22 protein-coding genes and 1 pseudogene are annotated in these 26,029 nt (G+C 74.5%); 13 read left to right on the top strand and 10 right to left on the bottom strand.

Annotated elements, in window-relative coordinates; translation table 11 throughout:
- Positions 1 to 7: 7 nt before the first annotated feature.
- Positions 8 to 1,006 (top strand): 2,3,4,5-tetrahydropyridine-2,6-dicarboxylate N-succinyltransferase, encoded by a 999-nt coding sequence (gene dapD, locus ACH4UK_RS00535; RefSeq protein ID WP_398353889.1) that lies wholly within the window; start codon positions 8 to 10, stop codon positions 1,004 to 1,006.
- A gap of 97 nt (positions 1,007 to 1,103) precedes the next feature.
- Here the strand turns inward: dapD and ACH4UK_RS00530 are convergent, their stop codons facing one another.
- Positions 1,104 to 1,985 (bottom strand): 4-hydroxy-tetrahydrodipicolinate synthase family protein, encoded by an 882-nt coding sequence (locus ACH4UK_RS00530; protein ID WP_398353888.1) that lies wholly within the window; start codon positions 1,983 to 1,985, stop codon positions 1,104 to 1,106.
- A 160-nt stretch (positions 1,986 to 2,145) separates the two neighbouring features.
- Here ACH4UK_RS00530 and ACH4UK_RS00525 point away from each other — a divergent pair, with 160 nt between their 5' ends.
- The 3 genes from ACH4UK_RS00525 to ACH4UK_RS00515 all read left to right on the top strand — a co-directional run bounded on the left by ACH4UK_RS00525 (position 2,146) and on the right by ACH4UK_RS00515 (position 5,470).
- On the top strand, positions 2,146 to 2,796 hold the full coding sequence (locus tag ACH4UK_RS00525; protein ID WP_398353887.1) for a DUF4232 domain-containing protein: 651 nt from the start codon (positions 2,146 to 2,148) through the stop codon (positions 2,794 to 2,796).
- Positions 2,797 to 2,900: 104 nt separating this feature from the next.
- Positions 2,901 to 3,623 (top strand): antibiotic biosynthesis monooxygenase, encoded by a 723-nt coding sequence (locus tag ACH4UK_RS00520; RefSeq protein WP_398353886.1) that lies wholly within the window; start codon positions 2,901 to 2,903, stop codon positions 3,621 to 3,623.
- A gap of 317 nt (positions 3,624 to 3,940) precedes the next feature.
- Positions 3,941 to 5,470 (top strand): hypothetical protein, encoded by a 1,530-nt coding sequence (locus ACH4UK_RS00515; protein WP_398353885.1) that lies wholly within the window; start codon positions 3,941 to 3,943, stop codon positions 5,468 to 5,470.
- Between the two features lie 13 nt (positions 5,471 to 5,483).
- Here the strand turns inward: ACH4UK_RS00515 and ACH4UK_RS00510 are convergent, their stop codons facing one another.
- Positions 5,484 to 8,054: a protein kinase gene (locus tag ACH4UK_RS00510; protein WP_398353884.1), complete on the bottom strand. Its 2,571-nt coding sequence runs from the start codon at positions 8,052 to 8,054 to the stop codon at positions 5,484 to 5,486.
- Positions 8,051 to 10,624, bottom strand: a complete 2,574-nt coding sequence (locus tag ACH4UK_RS00505; RefSeq protein ID WP_398353883.1) for a PQQ-binding-like beta-propeller repeat protein — start codon at positions 10,622 to 10,624, stop codon at positions 8,051 to 8,053. Before ACH4UK_RS00505 ends, ACH4UK_RS00510 begins: the two co-directional genes overlap by 4 nt.
- A 124-nt stretch (positions 10,625 to 10,748) precedes the next feature.
- Between ACH4UK_RS00505 and ACH4UK_RS00500 the strand changes: the two are divergent.
- Together ACH4UK_RS00500 and ACH4UK_RS00495 are read left to right on the top strand one after the other, a co-directional pair.
- Positions 10,749 to 10,973: pseudogene (locus ACH4UK_RS00500) on the top strand (TROVE domain-containing protein); the annotation flags it as partial.
- Positions 10,974 to 11,057: 84 nt separating this feature from the next.
- Positions 11,058 to 11,288, top strand: a complete 231-nt coding sequence (locus ACH4UK_RS00495) for a hypothetical protein (RefSeq protein WP_003969918.1) — start codon at positions 11,058 to 11,060, stop codon at positions 11,286 to 11,288.
- Between the two features lie 108 nt (positions 11,289 to 11,396).
- Here the strand turns inward: ACH4UK_RS00495 and ACH4UK_RS00490 are convergent, their stop codons facing one another.
- From ACH4UK_RS00490 to ACH4UK_RS00480, 3 genes are all read right to left on the bottom strand, one after another.
- Positions 11,397 to 12,629, bottom strand: a complete 1,233-nt coding sequence (locus ACH4UK_RS00490; RefSeq protein WP_398353882.1) for a TerD family protein — start codon at positions 12,627 to 12,629, stop codon at positions 11,397 to 11,399.
- Between the two features lie 106 nt (positions 12,630 to 12,735).
- Entirely contained in the window at positions 12,736 to 12,957 is a 222-nt protein-coding gene (locus ACH4UK_RS00485; protein ID WP_398353881.1) for a hypothetical protein, read from the bottom strand.
- Positions 12,958 to 13,019: 62 nt separating this feature from the next.
- Positions 13,020 to 13,829, bottom strand: a complete 810-nt coding sequence (locus ACH4UK_RS00480; protein ID WP_398353880.1) for an NAD-dependent epimerase/dehydratase family protein — start codon at positions 13,827 to 13,829, stop codon at positions 13,020 to 13,022.
- A 208-nt stretch (positions 13,830 to 14,037) separates the two neighbouring features.
- On the opposite strand from ACH4UK_RS00480, the gene ACH4UK_RS00475 reads away from it, so the two are divergent.
- A complete protein-coding gene (locus ACH4UK_RS00475) occupies positions 14,038 to 15,012 on the top strand; it encodes a 5-dehydro-4-deoxyglucarate dehydratase (protein WP_398353879.1) in 975 nt (324 codons plus the stop codon).
- Positions 15,009 to 16,184, top strand: a complete 1,176-nt coding sequence (locus tag ACH4UK_RS00470; RefSeq protein ID WP_398353878.1) for a hypothetical protein — start codon at positions 15,009 to 15,011, stop codon at positions 16,182 to 16,184. The genes ACH4UK_RS00475 and ACH4UK_RS00470 overlap by 4 nt, the downstream gene beginning before the upstream one ends.
- A 255-nt stretch (positions 16,185 to 16,439) precedes the next feature.
- Here the strand turns inward: ACH4UK_RS00470 and ACH4UK_RS00465 are convergent, their stop codons facing one another.
- Complete coding sequence (locus tag ACH4UK_RS00465) at positions 16,440 to 17,675, bottom strand: MFS transporter (RefSeq protein ID WP_398353877.1); 1,236 nt, start codon at positions 17,673 to 17,675, stop codon at positions 16,440 to 16,442.
- Positions 17,676 to 17,764: 89 nt separating this feature from the next.
- On the bottom strand, positions 17,765 to 18,682 hold the full coding sequence (locus ACH4UK_RS00460) for a LysR family transcriptional regulator (protein ID WP_398353876.1): 918 nt from the start codon (positions 18,680 to 18,682) through the stop codon (positions 17,765 to 17,767).
- On the opposite strand from ACH4UK_RS00460, the gene ACH4UK_RS00455 reads away from it, so the two are divergent.
- The 5 genes from ACH4UK_RS00455 to ACH4UK_RS00435 all read left to right on the top strand — a co-directional run bounded on the left by ACH4UK_RS00455 (position 18,605) and on the right by ACH4UK_RS00435 (position 23,431).
- Entirely contained in the window at positions 18,605 to 18,928 is a 324-nt protein-coding gene (locus ACH4UK_RS00455) for a putative leader peptide (protein WP_398353875.1), read from the top strand. The two genes, ACH4UK_RS00460 and ACH4UK_RS00455, sit on opposite strands and share 78 nt — an antisense overlap.
- Before the next feature lie 263 nt (positions 18,929 to 19,191).
- Positions 19,192 to 20,298, top strand: a complete 1,107-nt coding sequence (gene sfnG / locus ACH4UK_RS00450) for a dimethylsulfone monooxygenase SfnG (RefSeq protein WP_398353874.1) — start codon at positions 19,192 to 19,194, stop codon at positions 20,296 to 20,298.
- Between the two features lie 92 nt (positions 20,299 to 20,390).
- Entirely contained in the window at positions 20,391 to 20,945 is a 555-nt protein-coding gene (gene ssuE / locus ACH4UK_RS00445; protein ID WP_398353873.1) for an NADPH-dependent FMN reductase, read from the top strand.
- 69 nt (positions 20,946 to 21,014) lie between these two features.
- Entirely contained in the window at positions 21,015 to 22,187 is a 1,173-nt protein-coding gene (locus tag ACH4UK_RS00440) for an SfnB family sulfur acquisition oxidoreductase (protein ID WP_398354901.1), read from the top strand.
- Between the two features lie 86 nt (positions 22,188 to 22,273).
- Positions 22,274 to 23,431, top strand: coding sequence for an LLM class flavin-dependent oxidoreductase (locus tag ACH4UK_RS00435; RefSeq protein ID WP_398353872.1), 1,158 nt, complete (start codon positions 22,274 to 22,276; stop codon positions 23,429 to 23,431).
- A gap of 64 nt (positions 23,432 to 23,495) precedes the next feature.
- On the opposite strand, the gene ACH4UK_RS00430 is transcribed toward ACH4UK_RS00435, so the two are convergent.
- Positions 23,496 to 24,419, bottom strand: a complete 924-nt coding sequence (locus ACH4UK_RS00430) for an alpha/beta fold hydrolase (protein WP_398353871.1) — start codon at positions 24,417 to 24,419, stop codon at positions 23,496 to 23,498.
- A gap of 128 nt (positions 24,420 to 24,547) precedes the next feature.
- Positions 24,548 to 25,999: a peptidoglycan D,D-transpeptidase FtsI family protein gene (locus tag ACH4UK_RS00425; protein WP_398353870.1), complete on the bottom strand. Its 1,452-nt coding sequence runs from the start codon at positions 25,997 to 25,999 to the stop codon at positions 24,548 to 24,550.
- Between the last annotated feature and the right edge of the window lie 30 nt (positions 26,000 to 26,029).

The raw sequence follows: 26,029 nt of genomic DNA, 5'->3' as shown, positions 1-26,029 counted from the left end.
GCTGTCCATGACCGACACGACTTCCCAGGGTTCTGCCCGCACCACCGGCGCCGTCGCCGCCGGCCTCGCCACCGTCGCCGGTGACGGCACCGTCCTCGACACCTGGTTCCCCGCCCCCGAGCTGACCTCCGACCCCGGCCCGGCCGGTACGCAGCGCCTCACTCCGGACGAGGCCGTGAACCGGCTCGGCGAGGGCGCCGCCAAGGCTCTCGGCGTGGATGCCCGGCGCGGCGTCGAGGTCGTCGCCGTGTCCACGGTCATCTCCTCGCTCGACGACAAGCCCCTCGACGCGCACGACGCCTACCTGCGCCTGCACCTGCTCTCGCACCGGCTCGTCCAGCCGCACGGCCAGAACCTCGACGGCCTCTTCGGGCTGCTGTCGAACGTCGCCTGGACCTCGCTCGGCCCGGTCGCCGTCGACGACCTGGAGCGCGTGCGGCTCAACGCCCGCGCGGAGGGCCTGCACCTCCAGGTCACCTCGGTCGACAAGTTCCCGCGGATGACGGACTACGTCGCCCCCAAGGGCGTGCGCATCGCGGACGCCGACCGCGTCCGGCTCGGCGCGCACCTGGCCGCCGGGACCACCGTCATGCACGAGGGCTTCGTCAACTTCAACGCGGGCACGCTCGGCACCTCCATGGTCGAGGGCCGGATCTCCGCGGGCGTCGTCATCGGCGACGGCTCCGACATCGGCGGCGGCGCCTCCACCATGGGCACCCTCTCCGGCGGCGGCAAGGAGCGCATCATCATCGGTGAGCGCTGCCTGGTCGGCGCGGAGGCGGGCGTCGGGATCGCGCTCGGCGACGAGTGCGTCGTCGAGGCCGGTCTGTACGTCACCGCCGGCACGCGCGTCACGCTGCCGGACGGCCAGGTCGTCAAGGCCCGCGAGCTGTCCGGCGCCTCGAACATCCTCTTCCGCCGCAACTCGGTCACCGGCACGGTCGAGGCCCGTCCGAACAACGCGGTGTGGGGCGGGCTGAACGAGGTCCTGCACGCCCACAACTAGGCCCCTCCGCAAGGAGATCGGGCCGCGTAGAGATCGGGCCACAAGAAGATCAGGTCGCGTAGAGATACGGGCCACAAGAAGATCAGGCCGCAGCAGATCAGGCCGCGAGGAGTTCCTCGTACGCCTTCCGCAGCCCGTCGGACGCCCCGCGCCCGGCGGGCTGCAGCGGTTCCCGGACCGGTCCCGCGTCCAGCAGCGCCTTCGCCGTGACGGTTCCGGGCAGGCCGCTCGCCATCATCAGCTCGACCAGCCGGTTCGTCAGCCCGTTGAGCCGGGCCGCCTCGTCGGTGCGGCCCGCGTCGAACGCGTCCAGCGGCGCCCGCATCGCGGCGGGCGCCACGTTCGCGACCGTACTGACATAGCCCGTGCCGCCCACCGCGTACAGCGGCAGGTTCAGCTCCTCGCAGCCCGAGTAGTACGCCAGCGAGGTGCGGGCCATCACCTTCGTCGAGCCGAGCAGGTCGTAGGCGCAGTCCTTCACCGCCACCACACGCGGGTGCGCCGCCAGCCGCAGCAGGGTCTCCGGCTCGATCCGGGTGCCGGTGCGGCCGGGGATGTCGTACAGCATCAGCGGCAGCCCGGAGGACTCCGCGACCCGCAGGAAGTACGCCTCGACGGCGGCCTGCGGCGGGCGGCTGTAGTACGGGGACACCACCAGCAGCCCGTCCGCGCCCGCCTCCTCGGCCTCCCGGGCCAGGCGCAGGGTGTGTGCGGTGTCCGGGCCCCCGACGCCGGAGAGCAGCGGCACCCCGTCGCCGACCTCCGCCCGGACGGCCCGCAGCAGAGCGGACTTCTCGGCGTCCGTCGTGGTGGGGGACTCGCCCGTGGTGCCGCTGAGGACGATCCCGTCGCAGCCCTCCGCCACCAGTCGGGCGGCGTGCGCACGGGCGGCGTCCGGGTCCAGGGCCCCGGTGGCGGTGAAGGGCGTGATCATGGCGCAGAGCGTGCGGCCGAAGGGGCGCGATGCGGTGGCGGTCATGCCCGAAGTGTCCGCTCCCGGAACCATGAAGGTCCACTTAGATCTGCTTGGGGTGACCGGCAAGAGATGCTGAAGAGTCCGAAAGGACGGCGCCTGCTTCTGACATGATCGAACAGACAGGCGACAGGCAGGCGACAGCGGGTGGCGAGGGGTGGGCGGCATGGGTGGGCGCGTACGGCTGCGGAGACGGGTGCCGGTCCTTCTGCTGACGGCGACGCTGACCGCGCTGACCGGCTGCTCCGGCTTCCTCGTCCCGGCCGGCGAGGGGGAGGTGGACCCCGCTCCGGCCGCCTCCGCGCCCCCCTCCGGGGGTGTCCGTGCCGAGACGCTGCCCCCGACCCCCGCACCGGGAGCGGACGCGCCCACCGGCCCGACCTCCGCCCCGCCCGGGAAATGTCCCGCCTCCGGGGTCGTGGTGGACATGGGCCCGGTGGAGACCGCGATGATGCACCGGGCCGTCGTGCTGACCCTCACCAACTGCGGCCGCAAGCCGTACGCCGTGGACGGCTACCCCTGGATCAGGGTCCTCGACGAGGCCCGCCGCCCTCTCCCCGTCGAGGTCAACGAGGACGGCTCGTACTTCGGCAACGACCCGGGCCCGAAGAAGCTTCTGCTGGACCCCGGCGGCACGGTGAAGTCGATCCTCGCCTGGGTCTCCACCCCGGAGGGCGGCGACCTCATCGAGGGCGACGCCCTGGCGATCTCCGCCGCCCCCGGACTCCCGGTACGGGTCTTTCCGCTCGAGGGCCACGACATCCGGCTGATGGACGAGCTCGACACGACGGCCTGGCGCACCGAACTCGCCACCTGACGCGGGCGTCCTCCGGCGGAACGGCCTTGACCTCGACCGGACTTGAGGTGTCACCGTGGTGACCGCGACGCGCCGACCGGCGCGCGTGAGAGGGGAACACCGCCATGACCACGCACGTCACCGACCGCCCCGACCCGGCCCGCGCCGATGCCCGGATCGTCAAGGCCTCCACCTGGAACGCCGGGACACCGCAGCGGCAGCGGGAGGCCGTCGACGCCATCCGGAAGGCCTGGGAGAGCCGGGACTGGCCGCACCCCGGGCTGCTCTCCTACAGCGTCTACGCGGGGGAGGACGGCGCGACCCTGCTGCACTACTCCCAGTGGACCGGCGAGCAGGCCTACCAGAGCTTCGTGGCGGAGGGCCGCGACGCCCGCAACGCCGAGATCGACGCCGCCGTCCCCGGCATCGAACGCCTCGGGCTGCACAGTTACGAGCTCTACCGCTCCGGACTCCGGGCCGAGGGCGACACCCGGGAACCCGGCTGCGTCGTGATTGTGGACGTCGTGTTCGAGGGGCCCGACCCGGACCGCCAACGCGACTGGGTGGACGCCGTGTTCGCGGCGCTCGGCGACGACGTCCAGATGCCCGCCGGCGGCATCGCCGCACACTTCCACGCGAGCACCGACGGCACCCGGGTCCTCAACTACGCGGAGTGGGAGAGCGCCGAGCACCACATCGCGGCCCTCGCCGCCCCCGGGGAGGGCGTCGGGTCCCCGTCCCCGCTCTGGGAACGCGTCCAGAAGTACCCGGGCATGACCGGCGGCGGCGTGAACCGCTACACCCCCGCGCTCAGCCTGGAACCGGGCGCGGGCGTCCGGGGCGGGTAGGGGCGCGAGGGGCGGCGGGCGGCGCAGGCGAGGGGTTGCGTGCGGGGCCAGCGGCGGGCGGCATGCGCGAGGGGTTGCGTGCGGGGCCAGCGGCGGGCGGCGTGCGCGAGGGGTTGCGTGCGGGGCCAGCGGCGGGCGGCGTGCGCGAGGGTTGCGTGCGGGGCCAGAGACGGGCGGCGTGCGCGAGGGTTGTGTGCGGGGCCAGCGGCGTGCGGCCAGAGCGGCGGGCGGCATGCGGCGAAATGCGTCTAGGCTTGGGCGGCTGAACCGCGTCCGTACTCCGTACGCCCCCGAGCACGCACCGAGGAGAACCCCCGATGTCCGCAGAGCGCCCCTCCCTGCCGCCGGTGCGGCTCAACTCCGAGGCCGAACTGGCACGGGACGCGCTCGCCGCTCCGCTGTTCGTCCGTGCCGTGAAGCTCGCCCGCTGGGCCGGGCCGGACACCCGTGTCGGGGCCGGCGGCGAGCTCGTCGAGGCGCAGCTGCCCGCGGCCGCCGAGTACCTGGGGCTCCCGGCGGACGAGGACGGCGCCGCGTACGCCAGCGAGGCCTGGCGGCTGGCCGTCGACACCGGCCTCCTCGACGTCACGGACCCCGAGGAGGGGGACGAGGAGGCGGACGACGCGGAGGGCTCGGACGGTTCGGACGGTTCGGACGGTTCGGAGGCCGGGGGCACCGTCGCCGCGGGCGAGAACCTGGCCCTGCTCACCGGTGGCTCCCCGCAGGACGTCCTGGGCATCTGGCTCGACGGCCTGGACGCCGTGCACGCCGATGCCACCGCGCCCGTCCTGGACGACTTCGCGGATCTCGTCGGCGAGGACGGCTCGATCGACTTCGACGCCCTGGAGTGGGACCCGGAGGCCGAGGCGGAGTTCCTCGACGGGGTCCTCGGCAACCTCTATCTGCTCACCCTCGCGGGCACCGGCGCGGGCGAGGAACCCGTTCCGCTGCCCGCCCTCGCCGCGTCGATGATCGTCCCCGACGACATGGGCGAGCCCACCGACGACATCCTGGAGCAGGTGTCGGAGGCGATGATGCGCCTCGACGACCAGTTCCGGCTCCTCGAACCCATCGGGATCGTCGAATACCGGCCGGTCGACGAGGCGTTGCTGGTCGAGGAGGGCGAAGCCGCCGACGGCTCCGTCGCCGGGGCCGACGACGAGGACGTCACCCGCTACGGCATGGTCAAGCTCACCCCCCTCGGCCTGTACGGCATCCGGGCCCGGATGCTGGAGGCCGGGGTGGACGCCCCCGCCGTCGGCGACCTCGCGGGCAAGGGCGCCGACGTCCTCCTCGACGGCATCGCCCACTACGCGGAGTCCGCCGCCCGCGCCGAGATCCAGCTCTGGCTCGCGGGGTACGGCGCCGAGGGCGCGGTGGCGGCGGCGGCCGAGCTGCTGGCCGCCGCCCACGGCGCGGACGAGGGTGCGCCGCTGCGCCGCCTCCACTGTCAGCAGGCCCTCGCCCTGGCCGGCCCCGAGGCGGAACCCGCCGTACGCGGGGTGCTCGGCGACCCGGAACTCGGCGGCCTGGCCCGCGTCTGGCTCGCGGAGCGCGGCGCGGCCGACGTCCCCGCCCCGCCGGAGGACATGATCTTCTGGCTGGCCATCGACACCATCGCCGCCCAACTGGACGCGGACGGCGAGCTGGACGAGCTCCAGGGCCTGGTCGAGGGGCTCTCCGCGCAGCACAGCGGCTTCTTCGACGAGGTCTGGCGCGTCGACCACCCGGCCACCGCCGATGTGCTGGAGGCCATCGGCCGGCTGCACAGCGACAAGAGGGCCGCCAAGGACGCCCGCAAGGCGGCGTTCAAGGCCCGTTCGCGCGCGGGCGGCCGAGGGGCCTGAACGGCCGGGCCGCTCAGGAGCCCCGCACCGGCGCAGCCGTGTGGTTGTACGCCCGTATCGCCTTCGTGCCGATGCGGGCGTACCAGCCGGAGGGGTCCGCGGCGAGGTCCCGGACGTCGGTGACCGCCCAACCGCGCTGCACCGCACCCCCGTTCACGCCCAGGGCCCGGCACAGCTCACCGGTCGCCGCGTACACCGTGCCCCCCGTCACCGTCGGCGGCACCTGGCCGACCCCGCCGAGCGTGGCGGCCCAGCGCTCCTCGCCGCTGCGGAGGTCGAGGGACTGGAGGACCCCCGCCCGCGCCCAGTGGAGCAGCGATCCGCCGACCGTCACCGGGGTCCGGACACCGCCCGTGCCCGCGGGCCAGCTGGTGTCCAGTCCCACCGTCCCCGCCGACCAGAGCTTCCGGCCGGTGGCGGGTGCGTAGGCGTGGACCCGGCCCCCGGTGGTCAGCAGCACGGTGGAGCCGACGGCGGCCAGCGCACTGGATCCGGAACTCGGCCCGCCCTCCAGCACGGCGGATGCCAGGCCGCCGCCGTCCCGTGCCCGGAGGAAGCGCAGGTCGCCCCCGACGCCGAGCAGGGCGAAACAGCCCGCCTCCGGGACCGCCGCCAGAGCGGCCACCGGACCCTCGAACTCCTCGTACGCCCAACGGATTTCACCGCTGACCGCGTCGACGCACCGGATGTTCTCGCCGTCCTCGTCGGCCAGCAGCACCGACCGGTCCAGCACGGCAGGCGACCGGACCTCCGCCGTGCCCCCGCTCCAGCGCTTCGCACCCGTGCGCAGGTCCACGGCGGTCAGCGTCGGCGCGTCGCCGTCCGCCGCGAAACCGGAGACCAGGGTGCCCGCGGCGACGGCGAACCAGAGGGGGACCGGGTGCTCCGCGGGCTTGCCGCGCGGTTCGCCCGTCGCCAGATCGAGGGCGTCGAGCCCCAGGTCGGCCGCCACGAGCACGGAACCGGACACGCCCCACTGCGCCGGGGTGTCCTCCGCGGCGCCGACCAGCCACCGGCGCCCGGCGTCGAGGCTCCGCCGCGCGGTGACGTATCCGCCGCCGCTGCCGGCGTCCCCGACATCGGGCACGGCGACACCGTGCACCAGCAGTGAACTCCCGGTGGGCCGCAGGGCGTCGACGGTGGTGCTGTCGCGGGCGGGGGACAGGGTCCAGCGCAGGTCGCCCGGCTGGGCGCTCCCCGCCCGGAGCTTCAGAGGATCCTCGCCCCGCTCCTCCCGACCGCCGGCCCCGCCGCCCCGGAGGAAGGCATACGTGACGAGCGAGGCGAGCCCGCCGCCTCCGGCCAGCAGAAGACCGCGTCGGGCGAGCTCCCCGCGCCGCGCCGGCCCCCTCGGCGTGGGCGGCGCGGGCGGGGAGGGCAGGGGGCGGGTGCGGCCGGGCGCGGGGGCCGGACGGGTCGCGGTGCCTGCACGGGGAGCCTCGGCGGGGCTGGTGGCGGCGGGCGTGGCGCTGGGTCCGGGGTCCTGGTCTCTGGTTGGGACGGTGGCGTGCCCGGTGCTGGGGCCAGGGTCCCGGTCTCTGGTCGGGCTGGTGGCGTGCCCGGCGCTGGGCGGGGTGTCCTGGTCCGTGGTCGGGCTGGTGGCGCGCCCGGCGCTCTGCCCGGGGTCCCGGTCCGTGGTCCGGTCGGTGGCGGGCGTGCCGTCGTCCTCGGGTGGCTCCTCGGGGGCGTGCCCCGCCGCCTCGCCCAGGACCAGCGAGCGCAGCGGCTCCGTGCGCCACCACAGCGCCGGATGCGGATCCGCGGTGGCCCGCAGGACCTGGTCCACCGTCGGCCGCAGGCCGGGGTCCTTCTCCAGGCAGGCCGTCACCACCTCCCGTACGTCCTCGGGCACGTCCGAGAGGTCAGGGTCCTCGTGGACGGCCCGGTAGAGCAGCACCGCCGGGGTCGCCGAGCCGAAGGGGCTGCCTCCGGTGGCGGCGAACACCAGCACCGCCCCGAGGGCGAACACGTCGGCCGCCCCGGTGACCGATCCCCGGGTCACCGCGACCCCGGTGACGATGGCCCCGGTGATCTGTTCCGGGGCGATGAACCCCGGGGTGCCGATGACGTCGCCCGCGCCGGTCAGCCCGTGGTCGCCGATCGCGCGGGCGATCCCGAAGTCGATGACCCGGGGCCCGTCGGCGGTGATCAGCACGTTCGACGGCTTCAGGTCGCGGTGGACGAGCCCCGCCCGGTGGACGGCCGCCAGGGCCTCGGCGAGGGCCGCGCCCAGGGACCGTACGGCGGAGGGCGCCAGTGGTCCGGTCGCCGCCACCGCGTGCCGCAGCGTGACGCCCGGCAGATACGCGGTGGCGAGCCACGGCCGGGGCGACTCCGGGTCCGCGTCGAGCACCGCGGCCGTGTGCGCGCCGGTCACCGCGCGGGCGGCGGCGGCCTCGCGGCGGAACCGTTCACGGAAGTGCGGGTCGGCCGCCAGGTGTTCGTGCACCGTCTTCACCGCGACGGTCAGCCCACCGGGCGTCCGCCCCAGGTAGACGGTGCCCATGCCGCCCGCCCCGAGCCGGCCCAGCAGGCGGATGGAGCCGAGCCGTTCGGGATCGCCGGGAAGCAGGGGGCCCGTCACGCGGAGTCCGGTCCGGTGAACGTCTGCACGGTCCCGTCGGCGCAGACATGGAGGAGGCCTCCGCCCGCGGCGGCCAGCAGAGCCCCGTCGGCCTCGACGGGGGCCGACCACAGGCGGCGCTCGCGGAGGGCGTCGAGGGCGTGCACCCCCCAGAGCGCCCCCTCCCCGGCCTCCTCGCCGCTGCTCGGCTGCGGCCCGGTGGCGTACAGCGTGCCGTCCGTCACCAGCGGCGGCCCGGGGGCGATGACGCTGCCGTCGTCGGAGGCGAGCCGCCCGACGTCCGTACGGCTCCAGCGGACCCGCCCGCTCCGGGCGTCGAGCGCGGTGACCCCGCCCGCCGACGCGGCGTGCACCACGCCACCGGTCGCCACGGGCGTGACCGTGGGCGAACCTTCGAGCTTCCGGCGCCAGGCGGTGCGCCGGGTCGCCAGATCGACCGCGAGGATCCGGCCGCCACGCGTGTAGTAGCGGGTGCCGGAGGCGCCGGGGTGGGCGTGCGGATAGGGGGCGCCGCCGGGTATCTCCGGCTCCGGCCACGGTGCCGCGCCGGAGGTCCGCAGCACGAACAACGGCTCCTCGGGGGGTGCCCCGTAAGGGGTGGGGAGGCGGAGCCCGACGGCCAGCCGCCCGCCCGCCGCGTCGATGCCGGTCACCGCGGCCCGTGTCCCCTCGTGGAACCAGAGAGCCTTCCCCGTACGGGAATCGAACCCGTAGGCGCGCCAGGGGCGTTCGCCCAGGGTCCGCTTCGCCCACAGGCTGGCGTCCGAGGCGTAGGTGACCAGGGCCGTCGTCGCGCCGTCGACCGTGAAGAACGCCGACTGGCCGTCGGGAGCGGTGGACGTCCCGGCGCCGGGCGGCCGGACCGGCACGGCCGACCAGCGCCGGTTGCCCGTACGGGCGTCGAGGGTGAGGAGTTCCGGTGCGAAGAGCAGCCCGGAGAGCAGCAGGTGCACCTGGTCCCCGAGCGGCCGGACGGCCGTGACGTCCTGCGCGGGATGCCGCCAGCGCACCGCACCGGTGGCCGCGTCGAGCGCGGTCACCGCGGCCGCGTCCGTGACGAGGAGCGCGCTGCCGTGGCGCAGCACCCGGCCGGAGGGGCCGAGGTCGCCGACGGTCCGGGTCCACTGAAGCCGTCCCCGGGTCCAGCGGGTCTTCGGCGGCGTGGTGGCGGGGGAGCCGGTCGGGCGGTCCTTCTCGGTGAGGCCGAGCACGGTCACCCCGGCGATGCCGGTCCCCGCCACGAGCGCGGCCCCGCCGAACGCGAGCAGCCGCCGCCTGGTCGGGCCCCGGCCCCGCTCCCCGTCGTCCGGGACGGCATCCCGCGGCGCGACCACGGGACGGGCCCGGTACGGGACGGCGTCCGCCGGGGTGCGGGTGGCGCGGGTGAGGGCGGGTACGGCATCGGCCGGAGCGGGACCGGCGTCCGCCGCGCCGGGCGGGGCACTCGCGCCGGCGGCGCTGGGCGGAGCACTCGTGCCGGCCGGGGTGCCCGCGTCGACCCGGATGCCCGCGGCATCCGCACTGGCTGGGGCACCCGCGTCGTCCGCGTCACCCGTGCCTGCCGGGATGCCCGTGTCACCCGTGCCTGCCGGGATGCCCGTGTCACCCGTGCCGGCCGGGGCACCCGCGTCATCCGCGCCGCCCGGGGCACCCGCGTCACCCGTGCCGCCCCGGCCACCCGCGCCGCCCCGGCCGCCCGCCTCGCCCGCCACCAGCGCCGCGACCCTGTTCTCGTGGGCGTGGACCAGGCCGGACACCGGGTCCCGCTCCCACCACGTGTCGGCCGGGGACCGCTCCGCGCACCAGCTCAGTACCTCGGCCACCGTGGGACGGTCCGCCGGGTCGCCCGTCAGCGCGGCGGCGAGGAACGTGCGCCACTCGTCGGTCGGCGCCCCGTCCAGATCGGCTTCGCCCCGCACCGTCCGGTACAGCACCTGGTGCGCGGGGCCGGAGCCGAAGGGAGCCCGGCCCGTCGCCATCCGTGCCAGCAGGGCCGCGAGGGCGAACACATCGGTGGCGGGGGACGGCTCGTCGTCGGCCGTCAGCAGTTCGGGTGCGATGAAGCCCGGCGAGCCGATGACCTCCCCGGTGTCCGTGAGCGTCTCGTCGGCCGCCCGCCGGGCGATGCCGAAGTCCAGGACCTTCGGGCCGCCCCGGGTGAGCACCACGTTCGCCGGCTTCAGGTCGCGGTGGATCAGCCCGGCCCGGTGGATGCTCGCCAGCGCCTCCGCGAGCGCCGCCCCCAGCCCGGCCAGCGGCCCCGCGCCCAGCGGCCCGAGCGCCCCGGCGGTCTCGGCGAGCGTCGGCCCGGCGCAGAACTCGGTCGCCAGCCACGGCCGTACGGCATCGGGGTCGGCGTCCAGCACCGCCGCCGTGAACGGACCGGCGACCGCCCGCGCCGCCAGCGTCTCGCGCCGGAACCGCTCCCGGAACTGCGGGTCGGCGGCGAGATGGGCGTGGACGGTCTTCACCGCCGCCAGCCGGCCCGACGCCGTCCGGGCGAGATGGACCCGGCCCATGCCGCCCTCGCCGAGCAGCGCCACGAGCCGGTACTCCGCGAGCTGCTCCATACCGTGTGCGTCCCCCCTCGTGCCGCCGCGCCGGGCCTTGTCCGGGCCGGGGGACGATCACCCCGGGACCCTTCTGTGCGACGCCCCCGCCCACCGTTTCGGTTGCGCCCCCTCGCGTTTCGGTGTCCTCGTCGTCACCGACGAGGACACCCCGTACACGCGCCGTGGCGACGCGACCCGGAGCGTTTCGGGCACGGTGCCCGTCCGCACCGGGAATCCGACCGGACACCGGCTCGGCCACGCCCCGTCCGGTGGCGGAAACCGCCACACGTTCGGGGGTCTTTCCGACGCGGCGTTCCGCGTGGTTCCGCTGCTGGGGGCGGGAGGAAGCGCTGACCGGCCGTGGTGAGCGCTGATTACGAATCCGGCACTTCTGGGGCCCCGGCCCCGGCGGGCATGGCGTCGGGCCTTCACAGGGCGCATACTCGACGTAATGAAACAGTCAGCCGGATCCCGGCGTCACCTGCCTTCCAGTCCCTTCAACCGCCCGGCCCAGGAGGCCCCACCGGTCGAATGCTTCGATGTGGGCGACAGGGTGTCGCACGACCAGTTCGGGCTCGGCAGGATCCTTGCTGTCGAGGGCGACAACGACGCAGTCCTCATCGACTTCTCGGGGCGTCAGGGAAGGATCCTGAGCCCGTACTCCAAGTTGACCAAGCTCTGAGACGCGAGACGAGCACGAGCAGCGTCCGCCTTCTCCGGACCCGGGGCGCCTGAATCACTTCAGGCGCCCCGGAATCCGTTGTGGCCCCCGGGCGGGGGCCCACGGCGGCTACAGGGACTGGGCGGCGGGCTTGACCATGCCCCGCACGGTGCGTGACTTCACGAACTCGCCCATCGCGGTCATCTCCCACTCGCCGGTGAACTGCTTGATGAGCTTGGCCATCATCACGCCGGTCTGCGGCTCGGCGCCGGTGAGGTCGAAGCGGACCAGCTCCTCCCCGGACGCGTCGTCGATCAGCCGGCAGTAGGCCTTGGCGACCTCGTTGAACTTCTGACCGGTGAACGAGTTCACCGTGAAGACCAGGCCCGTCGCATCGGCGGGGATCCGGCCCAGGTCCACGACGATCACCTCGTCGTCGCCCGCGCCCTCACCGGTGAGGTTGTCGCCGGAGTGCTTGATCGCCCCGTTCAGGATGGTCAGCTTGCCGAAGTAGCAGCTGTCCAGGTGGTTGCGGTTGGGGCCGTACGCGATCACCGACGCGTCCAGATCGATGTCCTTGCCCCGGAACGCGGGCTCCCAGCCCAGCCCCATCCTGACCCGCGAGAGCAGCGGGGCGCCGCCCTTGACGAGGGACACGGTCTGGTTCTTCTGGAGGGTGACCCGGCCCTTGTCCAGGTTGATCTTCCCCGAGCCGGCGGGCGCGGCGGGGGCCGCCGGGGGAGCGGGCGGTGCGGGCGGGGCCGGCGGGGCGATCCGGGGGTCGACGGGGGCGGCGACCGGCGGCGCCACCGGGGCGACCGGAGCCGCGACCGGCACCGGCGCGGCGGCGGGGGCCGCGGGCTCCTCGACCGAGACGCCGAAGTCCGTGGCGATCCCGGCCAGCCCGTTCGCGTACCCCTGGCCGACCGCGCGGGCCTTCCAGGCGCCGTTGCGCCGGTAGACCTCGATGACCACGAGCGCCGTCTCGGCGCCCAGCTGCGGCGGGGTGAAGGTGGCGAGCGCGCTGCCGTCGTCCGCGTTGCGCACGGTGGCGGTGGGCTCGACGCCCTGGAAGGTCTGGCCCGCGGCGTCCGGGCTCGCGGTGACGACGATCTTCTCGATGCCGGGCGGGACGGCGGCGGTGTCCACCACGATCGCGTCGGGCGCGGAGCCGCCGCCGGCGCGGTAGGTCACGCCGGGGCCCGAGGGCTGGTTGTAGAAGATGAAGTCGTCGTCGGAGCGCACCTTGCCGTCGGCGGTGAGCAGCAGGCCCGAGACGTCGAGCCGCACCGGAGCGGCGACGTCCACCGCCACGCGGGCGACGGAGAGAGGGATGTTCGAGCCGGGGGTCATTGCGGTCATGCACGGGGTAACGAACGACCCCGCTTTGCCGTTCCCTTACCCTCGGCTGTCCGGAACGCCGCTTTCGCGGCCCCCGGCACGCGCTCGGCCGCGGTTCGGCAGCGCCTCAGCGCCGGTTGCGCGGGTGGTTGCGGGCGGTGCGCTCGTTGCCGTGCTTGTACGCGCCGGTCCAGCGCGCCATCACCAGTTGGGCGTCGCCCGACGCCACCTCGGCCAGGAACTTCTCCGCCCGCCCGCCGCGCAGGGTGCCCGCCGGGCGGCCCTGGTGGGTGATGGTGACGCTCTGGTCGCCGTGCTGTTCGTACTGGAATCCGGAAGGTCTCGGCATGGCGGCCATCCTGCCCGCCCGGTCGCTCCCGCGTCGCCCCGATTTCCGCCGGCCGCCGGCTCTCAGTGCGGCCAGATCGGCGGGTCGGTCACGAAGTGGCCGCCCACGCGGGCGTGCGCCGGATTGTCCGGGGCCAGCTCGCCCTGTTCGGCGACGAGCTTCGCCGCGTACGGCTCCGAGTCGTCCAGCGGCCGGTAGCCCAGTGCCCTCGCCGGGGCGAGGTCCCACCACAGCCGGGTGTTGGCGGAGGAGCCGTAGACGACGGTGTGCCCCACGTCCTCGGCGGTGAGGGCCGCGTGCAGCAGCCGGGCGCCGTCGCCGGGGCTCATCCAGACCGACAGCATCCGCACCGAGGTGGGCTCGGGGAAGCAGGATCCGATCCGTACCGAGACCGTCTCCAGCCCGTACCGGTCCCAGTAGAGCTGGGCCAGGTCCTCGCCGAAGCACTTCGAGAGCCCGTAGAAGGTGTCGGGGCGGCGCGGTGTGTCCAGCGGGATCAGCGGATCACCGGCGGTCGGACGCGGGGTGTGGCCGATGACGTGGTTGGAGGAGGCGGACACGATGCGCCGGACGCCCTCCTCGCGGGCGGCCTCGTAGAGGTGGTGGGTGCCCTGGATGTTGGCGTGCAGGATCTTGTCGAACGTGGACTCCAGGGAGATGCCCGCCAGGTGGACGACCGCGTCCACCCCGCGCACGGCCTCGCGCAGCGCCTCCCGGTCGTTCAGATCGGCGGTGACCGCGTCGGGCGCGCCGTCCACCGGGACCAGGTCGAACAGCCGCAGGTCGTATCCGTACGCGGGCAGCAGCCCCCGCATCAGGGTGCCGAGGCCGCCTGCGGCGCCGGTGAGCAGGACGGTACGGGGAGCGGTCATACGGGGGTCTCCTCGGGGCGTACGCGGGCGCTGTGCCAAATCCTGGCTGGCATTCACATGCATGGACAAGCTAGGGAGGGGAGATCGGGTGCGTCAAGAGGCCCCGTCTGCCTTGACCTGCCCTTGGAGGCTGCCTTAGCGTTGCGGTGTTCAGAAATATGGACACCGATCAGAGTTGTGCACGCCTGAATCTGCTCAGGGAGCGCCCGTGACCTCAGCCCCCCTTGCCGCCCGGCTCAGCGAAGTCGCCGGGCCGCTCTTCTTCCCCGTGACCGCGTTCGGGCCGGACGGCGCCGTCGACCTCGACGTCTTCCGGGCCCATGTGCGGGCCGGGATCGACGCCGGAGCCGCCGCGGTGTTCGCCTGCTGCGGCACGGGCGAGTTCCATGCGCTGACCCTCGAGGAGTTCCGCCTCGCGGTCGCCGCCGCCGTCGAGGAGACCGCCGGACAGATCCCGGTCGTCGCCGGGGCCGGCTATGGCACGGCGCTCGCCGTCCAGTTCGCGCGGGCGGCCGAGGAGGCCGGTGCGGACGGGCTCCTCGCCATGCCGCCCTACCTCGTCGTCGCCGACCAGGAAGGACTGCTGAACCACTACGCGGCCCTCGCGGCGGCCACCGGCCTGGAGACGATCGTCTACCAGCGCGACAACGCCGTCTTCACCCCGGAAACCGTCGTGGCCCTCGCCCGCACCCCCGGAATCATCGGGCTCAAGGACGGCTGCGGAGACCTCGACCTCATGCAGCGCATCGTCAGCGCGGTCCGCACCCACCGGCCCGCCGACGACTTCCTCTACTTCAACGGACTGCCCACCGCCGAGCTCACCGGCCTCGCCTACCGGGGCATCGGCGTCACCCTCTACTCCTCCGCCGTCTTCGCCTTCGCCCCGGACATCGCCCTCGCCTTCTACCGGGCCCTGGACTCCGGCGACGACGCCCTGGTCAACGCGCTGCTCGACCACTTCTACCGGCCGCTCGTCGAACTGCGCGCCAAGGGCCGCGGGTACGCCGTCTCCCTGGTCAAGGCCGGAGTCCGGCTCCAGGGCCTGGACGTCGGCGAGGTGCGCACCCCGCTCACCGAACCGCCTGCCGCACACGTCAAGGACCTCATCGAGATCATCGCGAGCGGCCGCTCCCTGCTGGCAGAGCAGGCGACGGAGCAGCGGGCGGCGGGTGAGCGGGCGTGAAGGCAGGGGTCTTCCTCTACCCGTGGGACGTCGTCGGGGACCCGGACGCCGCCGCCCGGATCGCAGACCTCGGCGTCCGGCAGGTCACCCTGGCCTCCGCCTACCACTCCACCCGGGCCCTCACCCCCCGCCACCCCGCCCACCGCGTCGTCACCGCCGAGCACGCCGCCGTGCTCTACCCGCCGGACCCGGCCCGCTGGGCGGGGCGGGCCCTCGCCCCGTACCGCCAGAGCTGGGTGGCCGGCGACGATCCCTTCGGGGAGGCCGCCGGGGCGCTGACCGCCGCCGGACTCGAGGTGCACAGCTGGGTGGTCCTCGCGCACAGCTCCCGGCTCGGCGCGGAGCACCCGGACACCTCGGTGGTCAACGCCTACGGGGACCGCTACCCCTGGGCCCCCTGCATCGCCCGGCCCGCCGTGCGCGCCTACCTCGTGGACCTGGCGGCGGAGGCCGCCGCCCGGCCCGGAACGCGCGGCGTCGAACTGGAGTCCTGCGGCTGGTACGGCTTCGCCCATCTGCACGCCCACGACAAGGTCGCCGGCGTGGGCCTCGGCGACGCGGCGCAGTTCCTGATGTCGCTGTGCTTCTGCGCCGACTGCCGCGAGGGGTACGGGCAGGCGGGCGTCGACCCCGGCGAACTGGCCGCCACCGTCCGTCGCGCCCTGGAACCCGCCTGGTCCGGGGCCGGATCCGCCGAGTCGGGCCGCGACGGCATCGAGAAGCTGCTCGGGCCCGCAGCGGCGGACGCCACCCTGCGCCGGCGCGGCAGCGTCGCCCGTACGTTCCAGGAAGCGGCGGTCGCCGCCGTGCGGGCCGCGGCCCCGCCCGGCTTCCAGGTCCTGCTGCACGCCGACCCCGCCCCGTACCGCACCGGGGCCAACGCCGGTGTCGAGCCGGACCACATCCTCGCCGTGGCCGACGGCGTGGTCCTGCCCTGCACCGGGTCCGACAGCGCCCGGGAGGCGGTCCTCGGGCCGTTCGCCGGCCGGGGCGGAGTGCGCGCCGCCACCTTCGGGATCGTCACCGGGATGGGCGGCAGCCCCCGCACCCTGGCGCGCGATGCGGCCCACGCCGCCTCGCTCGGGGCGAACCAACTGCGCCTGTACCACGCGGGACTCGCCTCGGGCCCGGACCTGGAGGCGGTCGCCGCCGCGCTCTCCCGGACGGGCTGAGGAGCAGGGCTCCGGGGGGCGTGGCCGAAGCCCGACGGCGGGGCGGAGCGGCGGCATCACAGCTGGGGTGGAGCGGCGGTCTCACGGCCGGGGCGGGGCGGAGGCCTCACGGCCGGGGTGGAACGGCGGCATCACAGCTGGGGTGGAGCGGCGGTCTCACGGCCGGGGTGGAACGGAGGCATCACGGCCGGGGCGGAACGGCGGTCTCACGGCCGGTGCGGCGCGGAGGCATCACAGCCGGGCGGAACGGCGGCCTCACGACCGGTGCGGCCCGGCGTCGGACGCCGGGCTCGCGGGGGTGTCGCGGCGGCCCCGCGCCCCCGTCACCAGCGCCACCGCGACCAGCACCCCCGCCGCCCCGGCCCCCGCCGTCAGCACCCGCACGTCCACCACCGCGACGAGCCCCGCCCCCACCGCCAGGGCCACTGCGTTGGGGGCCGTCATCAGCGAGCTCGCCGTCGCCGCCGTCCGCCCCAGCTCCGCGTCCGGCGTCTCCCGCTGCACCGCCGTCATCGCCGCGATCAGCACGCACGGCAGACCGAACCCGATCGCCGCGCTCGCCGCCAGGGCCACCGGCTCCAGCGGCAGCGTCCGCGCCCCCAACGCCAGCGCGAACAAGGCCGTCCCGCCCGCCGCGAACACCCGCTCGGGCAGCCGGCGCAGCAGCGGCCCCACCAGCAGCCCCACCGCCACCGAACCCGCGCCCTGCACCGCGTACAGCACTCCCGCGTAGGCCGGCGCCCGGCCGAGCACATCATCGACGTACGCGAAGGTCGCGGCCCCGTTCACCCCCGCCAGCAGCATCGTCGCCGCCCCGGCCGTCACCAGCGGGCGCAGCACGGCCGATGCGCGTATCCGGCGCAGCCCGGCGGTGAGTTCGCCGCGACGCGCACCCGCCGGGGGCCGGGGAGCCTCCCGTACCCGTAGACGGGCGAAGATCAGGGCTGCCAGGGCGCACGTCGCCGCGTCCAGCAGTGCCACGGCAGGCCCGCCGTAGCGCGCGTACAGTCCCGCGCCCGCCAGCGGGGCGACCAGCTTCATGCCCTCGTTGGCCGTCATCCGCAGCCCGTTGAAGTCCGCAAGGAGCGAGGCGTCCACGGTCCCCGCGACGAGCGCCGACTCCGCCGCGTCGAGCAGGACGCCGCTCGCCCCGTAGAGCACCAGCACCACGAAGACCAGCCACACCATGGTGCTCGAGTCCACCAGCGTCAGCGTGGCCAGCAGGCAGGCCATCGCCAGATTCACCCGGACCAGCAGCGCCTTGCGGCCCATCCGGTCCGCGAGCGCGCCGAGCAACGGCCCGGCCAGCACCGGGGCCCACATCGCGCACACCGTCAGCGCCGCCAGACTGTTCGACCCGGTCAGCGACTTGACCCAGATCCCCGCCGTGAGCCACATCGCCGACGTACCGAACCCGGAGACGACCACCCCCGCCAGATATCGCCCCGCCGTCCGGTCCCGCAGGACCCGCACCGCCGCCGAACCGCCCATGCCGCCCCGCTCCCCGCCCCGTGCTCCGCATCCGTGCCGTGCGGCCCATGCTGCGGAGTAAGGCGGTCCGGCGGCATCGGGCGGATGCCTTAGGGCCTCCGGTCGCCGGTGCGGTGCGCCTCGGCGCGCCCCACGAAGATCCGGTGCAGGTCGCGGGCGGCCCGGGACACCGAGCCCGTACGGCTGCGCTGCACCACCAGCAGCACCGTGGTGGCATCGTTCGTCAGCGGCCGGCAGGTGATCGCCCCGGTGCGCTCCAGCGGATCCCCGACGACGCTGTAGTCCGGGAGCACCGTGACCCCCAGCCCCTCCGCCACCATCAGCTTGCCCATCTCCGCACCGTCGGCGGAGTACGAGAACGAGGGCACCCGGCCCTTCAGCAGCCGGTGGGTGAAGCGGTGCATCAGATAGCCCGAACGCATGACGATCAGCGGCTCGCCCAAGAGATCGTCCACGCCGACCGACTCCCGCGCGGCCAGCGGGTTGTCGGGGCGCAGACAGACGACCGGACGGCCCCGGATCAGCTCCGTGGTGTCCAGGTCGGGCGCGATGTCGTCGCCGTCCAGGTAGTTCACCAGTCCGAGGTCGACCCCGCCCTCCAGCAGGGAGCGGTGGATCACGGACTGCTGGGCCGCGATCACCTCCACCTCGGTGGCCGAGTGCAGCGCGCGGAACTCCCGGATCGCCGGGACCAGCAGCGGAACCGTCGCCGCGAACACCGTGCCGAGCCGCACCGTGCGGCTGGTGCGGTGCTGCTCGTCGGCGGCCCGGCGCAGCCGGTCGACCGCGTCCAGCACCCCGATGATGTGCGGCAGCAGTTCGCGGCCCGCCTCGCTGATGGTCGCCCCCGACCGCTTCCGGTCCAGCACGGCGACGCCCAGCTCACGCTCCAGATTCCGTACGGTCTCGCTCAACGCGGGCTGGGACAGGTGCAGTTCGTCCGCCGCCCGGCGCAGCGAGCCCAGCCGGGTGACGGCCTCGATGTACTCCAGCTGCTCGATGCGCATGCCGCCGGACCGTCCTCCCGCGGTTCCCCGCCTCGACTCGGTGAAAGGGAAACCCTATCGCTCCTTCGCGGATGCCTTCTCGACCCGCGGGGCCCCGCCGCCCTACTCTGGATCCCGAGGACGCGCCCGGAGCAGCCGGGCACGCGTCACGGAACGCGTAAGGAGAGGGATGTGCGCCGCCTGACCCGTCGCCGCCACATCGACCTCGGCCGCGTTTCCAGCGCCTTCTGTTGTCGCGGAGTCTGAGCGGAGTCTGAGGAGAGACCTCCTCCTTCGCGATCCTCGCGCTCCCGCGCGGTCCCGCACACGTCTGCGTACCTCCGTACGCATGTGCGCCGGTCCGAGTGTGTCTGCGCATCCCTCCGTGCGGGAGCACCTCGCACGCGCCGATCGCCGCACCTCCTTCCGTACGCGCCGCCGCTGATCGGGTTTCACGATCACCGGGCCCCGCGCCGTGCCCACCCCACCCCACCGCGCCACCACCCGCCTTCCTGTTCCGGGAGAACCCCATGCCCCCTCCGCCCTCCGCCGATCCGGTGCGCTTCGCGTACTGGGTCCCCAACGTCAGCGGTGGCCTCGTCACCAGCACGATCGAACAGCGCACCGACTGGGGGTACGACTACAACCGCGAACTCGCCGTCCTGGCCGAGAACAACGGCTTCGACTACGCCCTCACCCAGGTCCGCTACATGGCCGGCTACGGCGCCGAGTACCAGCACGAGTCCACCTCCTTCAGCCTCGCCCTGCTGCTCGCCACCCAGCGGCTGAAGGTCATCGCCGCCGTCCACCCCGGCCTCTGGCACCCCGCGGTCCTCGCCAAACTCGGCGCCACCACCGACCACCTGAGCAACGGACGCTTCGCCGTCAACGTGGTCAGCGGCTGGTTCAAGGACGAGTTCACCGCCCTCGGAGAGCCCTGGCTGGAACACGACGAGCGCTACCGCCGCTCCGAGGAGTTCATCCGGGCCCTGCGCGCCGTCTGGACCGAGGACCACGCCGAACTCGCCGGGGACTTCTACCGCATCCGCGACTTCACCCTGAAGCCCAAGCCGATCGCCTCGGCCGGGCGCCCGCACCCGGAGATCTTCCAGGGTGGCAACTCCACCGCCGCCCGGCAGATGGCCGGACGGGTCTCGGACTGGTACTTCTCCAACGGGAAGGACTTCGACGGCGTCACCGAACAGATCCAGGACGTGCGCGCCGCCGCCGGGGCCGCCGGGCGCACCCCGCCCCGCTTCGGCCTCAACGGCTTCCTCATCGCCCGCGACACCGAGGCGGAGGCCCGCGACACCCTGCGCGAGATCGTCGCCAAGGCCGACACGGAGGCCGTCCGCGGTTTCGGCTCGGCCGTCCAGCAGGCCGGACGGTCCACCGGGGACGGCAAGGGCATGTGGCAGGACTCCTCCTTCGAGGACCTGGTCCAGTACAACGACGGCTTCCGCACGGGGCTGATCGGCACCCCGGAACAGATCGCGGAGCGCATCGTCGCCTACAAGCGGCTCGGCGTGGACCTGCTGCTGCTCGGCTTCCTGCACTACCACGAGGAGGTCGAGTACTTCGGCAAGAAGGTGCTGCCGCTCGTCCGCGAGCTGGAGGAACGGGCCCCGCTTCCGTAGACCCGCCCGCCCTCCGGCAACCGTCGAACCGTCTTCGAGAGGTCCGGCAGCCCACCGGGTGCTCCCGGCCCGCCCCAAGAGATGAGGTCCCCATGGCCACCGTCCTGTCCGTCTCCGGCAGTCCCTCCGCCACCTCCCGCACCGCCCGCCTGCTCCGCCGCCTCGACGCCGACCTGGTCGCCCAGGGCCACGAGGTGCTACCGCTCGACGTCCGCACCCTGCCCGCCGACGCCCTGCTCGGCGCGGACTTCGCGCATCCCGAGATCGTCCGCGCCACCGAGCTGTTCGCCCGCGCCGACGGCATCGTCATCGGCACGCCCGTCTACAAGGCCGCATACTCCGGGCTGCTGAAGTCGCTCCTGGACCTGCTGCCCCAGTACGCGCTGACCGGCAAGACCGTCCTCCCGCTCGCGACCGGCGGCACCACCGCCCATGTCCTCGCCCTCGACTACGCGTTGCGCCCGGTGCTCTCCTCGATGGGCGCGGCCCACATCGTCCAGGGCTGGTTCGTCCTCGACCGGCACATCACGACCGGCGACGACGGATCGGTGGTCCTCGACCCCGCGTCCGCCGCCCCGCTCGACCAGGTCGTCGCCCAGTTCGCCGCGGCCCTGGACCGGACCGCCCCCGTCCCCGCCAACCGCTGACCCCTCTCCGCACCCCACTGGAGGCAGGCCGTGACCGCGCCGACCCGACGACCACTCATCACCGCCCGGGTGATCCGCGACGACGCCGACGCGCTGCGCACGGCCGCCGAACTCGCCGAGGAATTCCGTCCGGGGGCCTCCGGGCGCGATGCCCGCCGTGAACTGCCGCGCGCCGAGCTCGACCGCCTCACCGCCACCGGGCTCCTCGCCGTCACGGTGCCGGCCGAGCACGGTGGCGCGGACGTCTCCGCGGCCACCCTGGCGGAGGTCTTCCGGCTGCTCGCCTCGGCCGACGCCAGCCTGGCGCAGATCCCGCAGAGCCACTTCGCGTACGTCAACGTGCTGCGGCAGCAGGGCAGTCCGGAGCAGCGGGCCTTCTTCTTCGCGGAGGTGCTGGCCGGGCGGCGCTTCGGCAACGCCCAGTCCGAGGCGGGGACCAGGCACCTCCAGGACATCCGCACCCGGCTGGCGGCCGCCGGAGACGGCTCGTACCTCCTCACCGGGGTGAAGAACTACTCCACCGGGGCCCTCTTCGCGGACTGGATCCCCGTCCTGGCCCGTGCCGAGGACGACCTGCTCCATGTCGCGTACGTCCCCGCCGACGCCCCGGGCCTCACCGTGACCGACGACTGGGACGGCATGGGGCAGCGCACCACCGCGAGCGGCACCGTGACGCTGGAGGCCGTGCCCGTACCCGCCGTGCGGGTGGTGCCGCATCACCTCACCTTCACCGGCCCCCAACTCCACGGCGCACTCGCCCAGTTGCTGCACGCCGCCATCGACGCCGGGATCGCGGCGGGCGCCCTGGACGCGGCGGTGGACTTCGTCAGGACCCGCAGCAGGCCCTGGTTCGAGAGCGGATACGAGAGCGCCGCCGAGGACCCGCTGCTCATCCAGCGCTTCGGCGAACTGGCCCTGCGCCGCCGGGCCGCCGACGCGCTGCTGACCGCCGCCGCACGGGCCGTGGACGCCGCGCGGGCCGACCTGGACGACGACAGCGCGGCCGAGGCGTCGATCGCGGTGGCGGCGGCGAAGGCGTACGCGGGGAGCGCGGCGCTGGAGATCGCCGACGCGCTGTTCGAGGTGTCCGGGACGCGCGCCGCCCTCGACGGCCTCAACCTGCACCGGCACTGGCGCGACGCCCGCACCCACACCCTGCACGACCCGGCGCGCTGGAAGATCCAGCACCTGGGGCGGTACGTCCTGAACGGAACCCGGCCGCCCCGCCACGGCCTGCTCTGACCTCTCCGCCCGCCCGGCCTCCCGACCGACCCCCCTCCCGCCCGGCCTCCCCTTCTGTCCCGCGTACGGATTCCTTCGGAGAAACGATGTCCCTGACCTTCCACTGGTTCCTGCCCACCAACGGCGACAGCCGCCATGTCGTCGGCGGCGGCCACGGCACCCCGGTCACGGCGGCCGGCGGCGACCGCCCGCCGACGGTCCGCTACCTCGCCCAGATCGCCCGCGCCGCCGAGGACCTGGGCTTCGCCGGAGCGCTCACCCCCACCGGGGCGTGGTGCGAGGACGCCTGGCTGACCACCGCGATGGTCAGCCAGCACACCGAGCGGCTGAAGTTCCTCGTGGCCTTCCGCCCCGGCTTCGTCTCGCCCACCCTCGCCGCCCAGATGGCCTCCACCTTCCAGCGGCAGAGCGGCGGACGGCTGCTGCTGAACGTCGTCACCGGCGGCGAGAGCCATGAGCAGCGCGCGTACGGGGACTTCCTCGACAAGGACGCCCGCTACGCCCGCACCGGCGAGTTCCTGGAGATCGTCCGGCAGTTGTGGGACGGCCGGACCGTCGACCTGGCGGGCGAGCACCTGCACGTCGAGCAGGCCCGGCTGACCCAGCTCCCCGACCCCGTGCCGGAGGTCTACTTCGGCGGCTCGTCCCCGGCCGCCGGTCGCGTCGCGGCCCGTCACGCGGACGTCTACCTCACCTGGGGGGAGCCGCCCGCCCAGGTCGCCGGGAAGATCGCCCGCATCCGGTCCCTCGCCGCCGAACAGGGCCGTACCGTACGGTTCGGCATCCGGCTCCATGTGATCACCCGGGACACCTCCGAGGCGGCCTGGGCCGAGGCCGACCGGCTGCTCGCGGGCTTCGACCCGGCCACCGTGCGGGCGGTCCAGGAGGGCCTGGCCCGCAGCGAGTCCGAGGGGCAGCGGCGGATGCTGGAGCTGCACGGCGGCGGCCGGGACGGTCTGGAGATCCACCCCAACCTGTGGGCCGGCATCGGGCTCGTCCGGGGCGGCGCGGGCACCGCGCTGGTCGGCAGCCACACCGAGGTGGCCGAGCGGATCCGGGAGTACCACGCCCTGGGCATCGACGAGTTCGTGCTCTCCGGCTACCCGCACCTGGAGGAGGCGTACTGGTTCGGCGAGGGTGTCCTGCCCCGGCTGGCCGAGGCGGGACTCTGGACGCACCCGGCGGGCCCCGTGCGCACGGGCGGCGGCGCGGACGTCCCGTTCGCCGTCGGAGCCGCGCGGTGACTCCGTGCGGAGTCCGCGGGGCCCCGGGCGGCAAGGGAGCCCGCCGGCGCCCCGCCCGGCGGGCTCAGCCCACCAACCGCCGGATCTCCTCCGCGAGTTCCGCCGCCGAGGTGGTCAGCACCATGTGGTCCGCCTCCGGCAGCACCACATGCCGCCCGTGCGGCGACTGCCGGGCCCGATGCGCGTGCGAGAGGGTCGCCCGCTCCCGGACGGACTTCGGCATGCCGGGGGACACCCGTCCCGCCGACACCACGGTCACCGGCAGCCCCGCCAGGCCCGGCGGGTTCTCCTTCAGGGCCCGCAGGTCGCCCGCCGCGTCCGTCAGCTCCCGGCCCCGGGTGCGGGTCATGGCGACGGAGTACCCCTCGGCCCGCAGGTCGGCCGCGGCGTCGGGCGGCAGCGCGGCGGTGAGCGAGCGGTAGGCGCGGCCCAGCAGTCCGAGCCGGGCCAGCGCGACCGTCGCCAGCTGCCCGATCCGCTCGGCCCGCCGCATCGAGGGCTTGAACAGCAGCTCGCACGCCTCGTCGGTGGGATCGACGAGCACCAGGCCCGCCACACGGGCGGGCTGCGCGGCGGCCGCCAGCCGCACCAGCGGCCCGCCCCAGCTGTGACCGACCAGGAGGTACGGGCCCGGCGGGCCCAGCCGGTCGAGGTGGTCCAGCAGGTCGCCCAGATCGTCGGCGAGCGCGGGCAGCCGGCGGGAGGCCCCGGCCGGGGCGGCCGGGCTGCGTCCCAGCCCGCTGCGGTCGTACACCACCGTCGTCGCGACATCGGCCAGCGCGGCCTGGACGCCGGCCCAGTAGGAGCGTCCGGCGGCGAGCCCGCCCTCGAAGACCACGGTGGGACGGCCGTCCCATCCGTCGGGTCCCGCCAGCCGCTGGTAGTACAGCTCCCGCCCGTCGCGGGTCCGGGCGCGGTCCGTCTCGCCCTGGCTGTGGGCGGAGGCGGCGGCTCCACCGCGCTCCGCTCCGCGTTCTTCCGGATCCATCCCGCGCCTCCCGCACTCGGTCGTGGACGCAGCCCCAAGGGCCTCAAGTAAGGGAAGGGTAACCTAAGTTGAACGGGGTGGCGGTTCATCGGCGGGGCCGGTGCGCGTCCGGCCGCCGGCCCCCGCGCTCACCGCTCCAGCGCCGCCTTCATCATCTTCTGGGCGATCGGCGCGGCCAGCCCGTTGCCGCTGACCTCGGAGCGCGCCGAGCCGGAGTCCTCGACGATCACCGCGACCGCGACCTCCTTGCCGCTCCCGCGGTCCTTCGCGTACGAGGTGAACCAGGCATACGGGGTGTTGCTGTTGTCCACGCCGTTCTGCGCGGTGCCCGTCTTCCCGCCCACCTCGGCCCCGTCGATCCGGGCGTTGGCGCCGGTGCCCTCCTCGACGACCGTCACCATCGCGCTCCGCAGCTGCTCGGCGGTCGACTCCTCCACCACGCGCTTCGTGTCGCCGTCGCCGGTCTCCTCCAGCGCCGTGCCGTCCCCGTCGGTCACCTGGGAGACCATGTGCGGCGCGGCCAGCTCACCGCCGTTGGCCAGCGCCGAGGTGACCATCGCCATCTGGAGCGGGGTCGCGGTGACCTCGAACTGGCCGATCCCCGTCAGCGCCGTCTGCGCCTTGTCCATCCCGGTCGGATAGACGCTCTTCGCCGCCCGCACCGGGACGTCCAGCTTCTCGGTGTCGAACCCGAACGCGTCCGCCATCGCCTTGACCTCGTCCTGGCCGAGGTCGGCGGCGGCCTTCGCGAAGACGTTGTTGCAGGAGTACTGGAGGGCGGTGCGCAGGGTCGCGTTCTCGCAGGGGGCGGACGCGTTCTCGTTGCGGAGCACGGTGCTGGTGCCGGGCAGGGTGTACGGGTCGGGGCTGTCGGTGCGCTCGTCGACCGAGCCGTACAGCCCGTTCTCCAGCGCGGCCGCCGCCACCACCAGCTTGAAGGTGGAGCCCGGCGCCAGCGGCTGCCGCAGCGCCCGGTTCACCAGCGGCTTGTCCTCGTCGTCCAGCAGGGCCTGCCAGGCCTCCCCGTCCGCCGTCCCGCTGATCTTCGAGGGGTCGTACGAAGGCGTGGAGACCATGCCGAGGATCCGCCCGGTCTTCGGGTCGAGGGCCACCGCCGCGCCCTTGTCGTCGCCGAGCGCCTCGTAGGCCGCCTTCTGGACGTCCGGGTCGATCGTCGTCAACACGTTGCCCGGGGCGGCCTGCCCGCCGGTGATCAGGTCCTTCGGGTTCTTCAGCCGGTCGTCCGTGCCGTCCAGCACATCGCTGTGGATGCCTTCGAGCTGGGTCGCCCCGTAGGCCTGGGAGCTGTAGCCGGTGACGGCCGCGTACAGCTCGCCCTGGGTGTACGTGCGCTTGTACCGGAGGTCGCCGCCACTGGTCCCCTTCGATCCGGTGACCGGCGAACCGGCCACGATGATGTCCCCGAGCGGCTGCGCGTACTGCGCGATGGTGTTCCGCCGGTTGTTCTCGTCGTCTGCGAGCGCCTTGGCCTCGTAGCCCTGCACCCATGTCGCCCGCACCAGCAGGGCGAGCACCATGAGCAGACAGAAGACCGAAGCGCGCCTGATTGTCTTGTTCATCCCGCTGGAGGGACGAGCGGGCCCGCTCCG

The sequence above is a fragment of the Streptomyces sp. NPDC020884 genome (genome assembly GCF_044333935.1).
In the GTDB taxonomy this organism is placed as follows: domain Bacteria; phylum Actinomycetota; class Actinomycetes; order Streptomycetales; family Streptomycetaceae; genus Streptomyces.
Note: the sequence above shows the minus strand (reverse complement) of the source record. Positions and strands in the feature narration are given on the sequence as shown.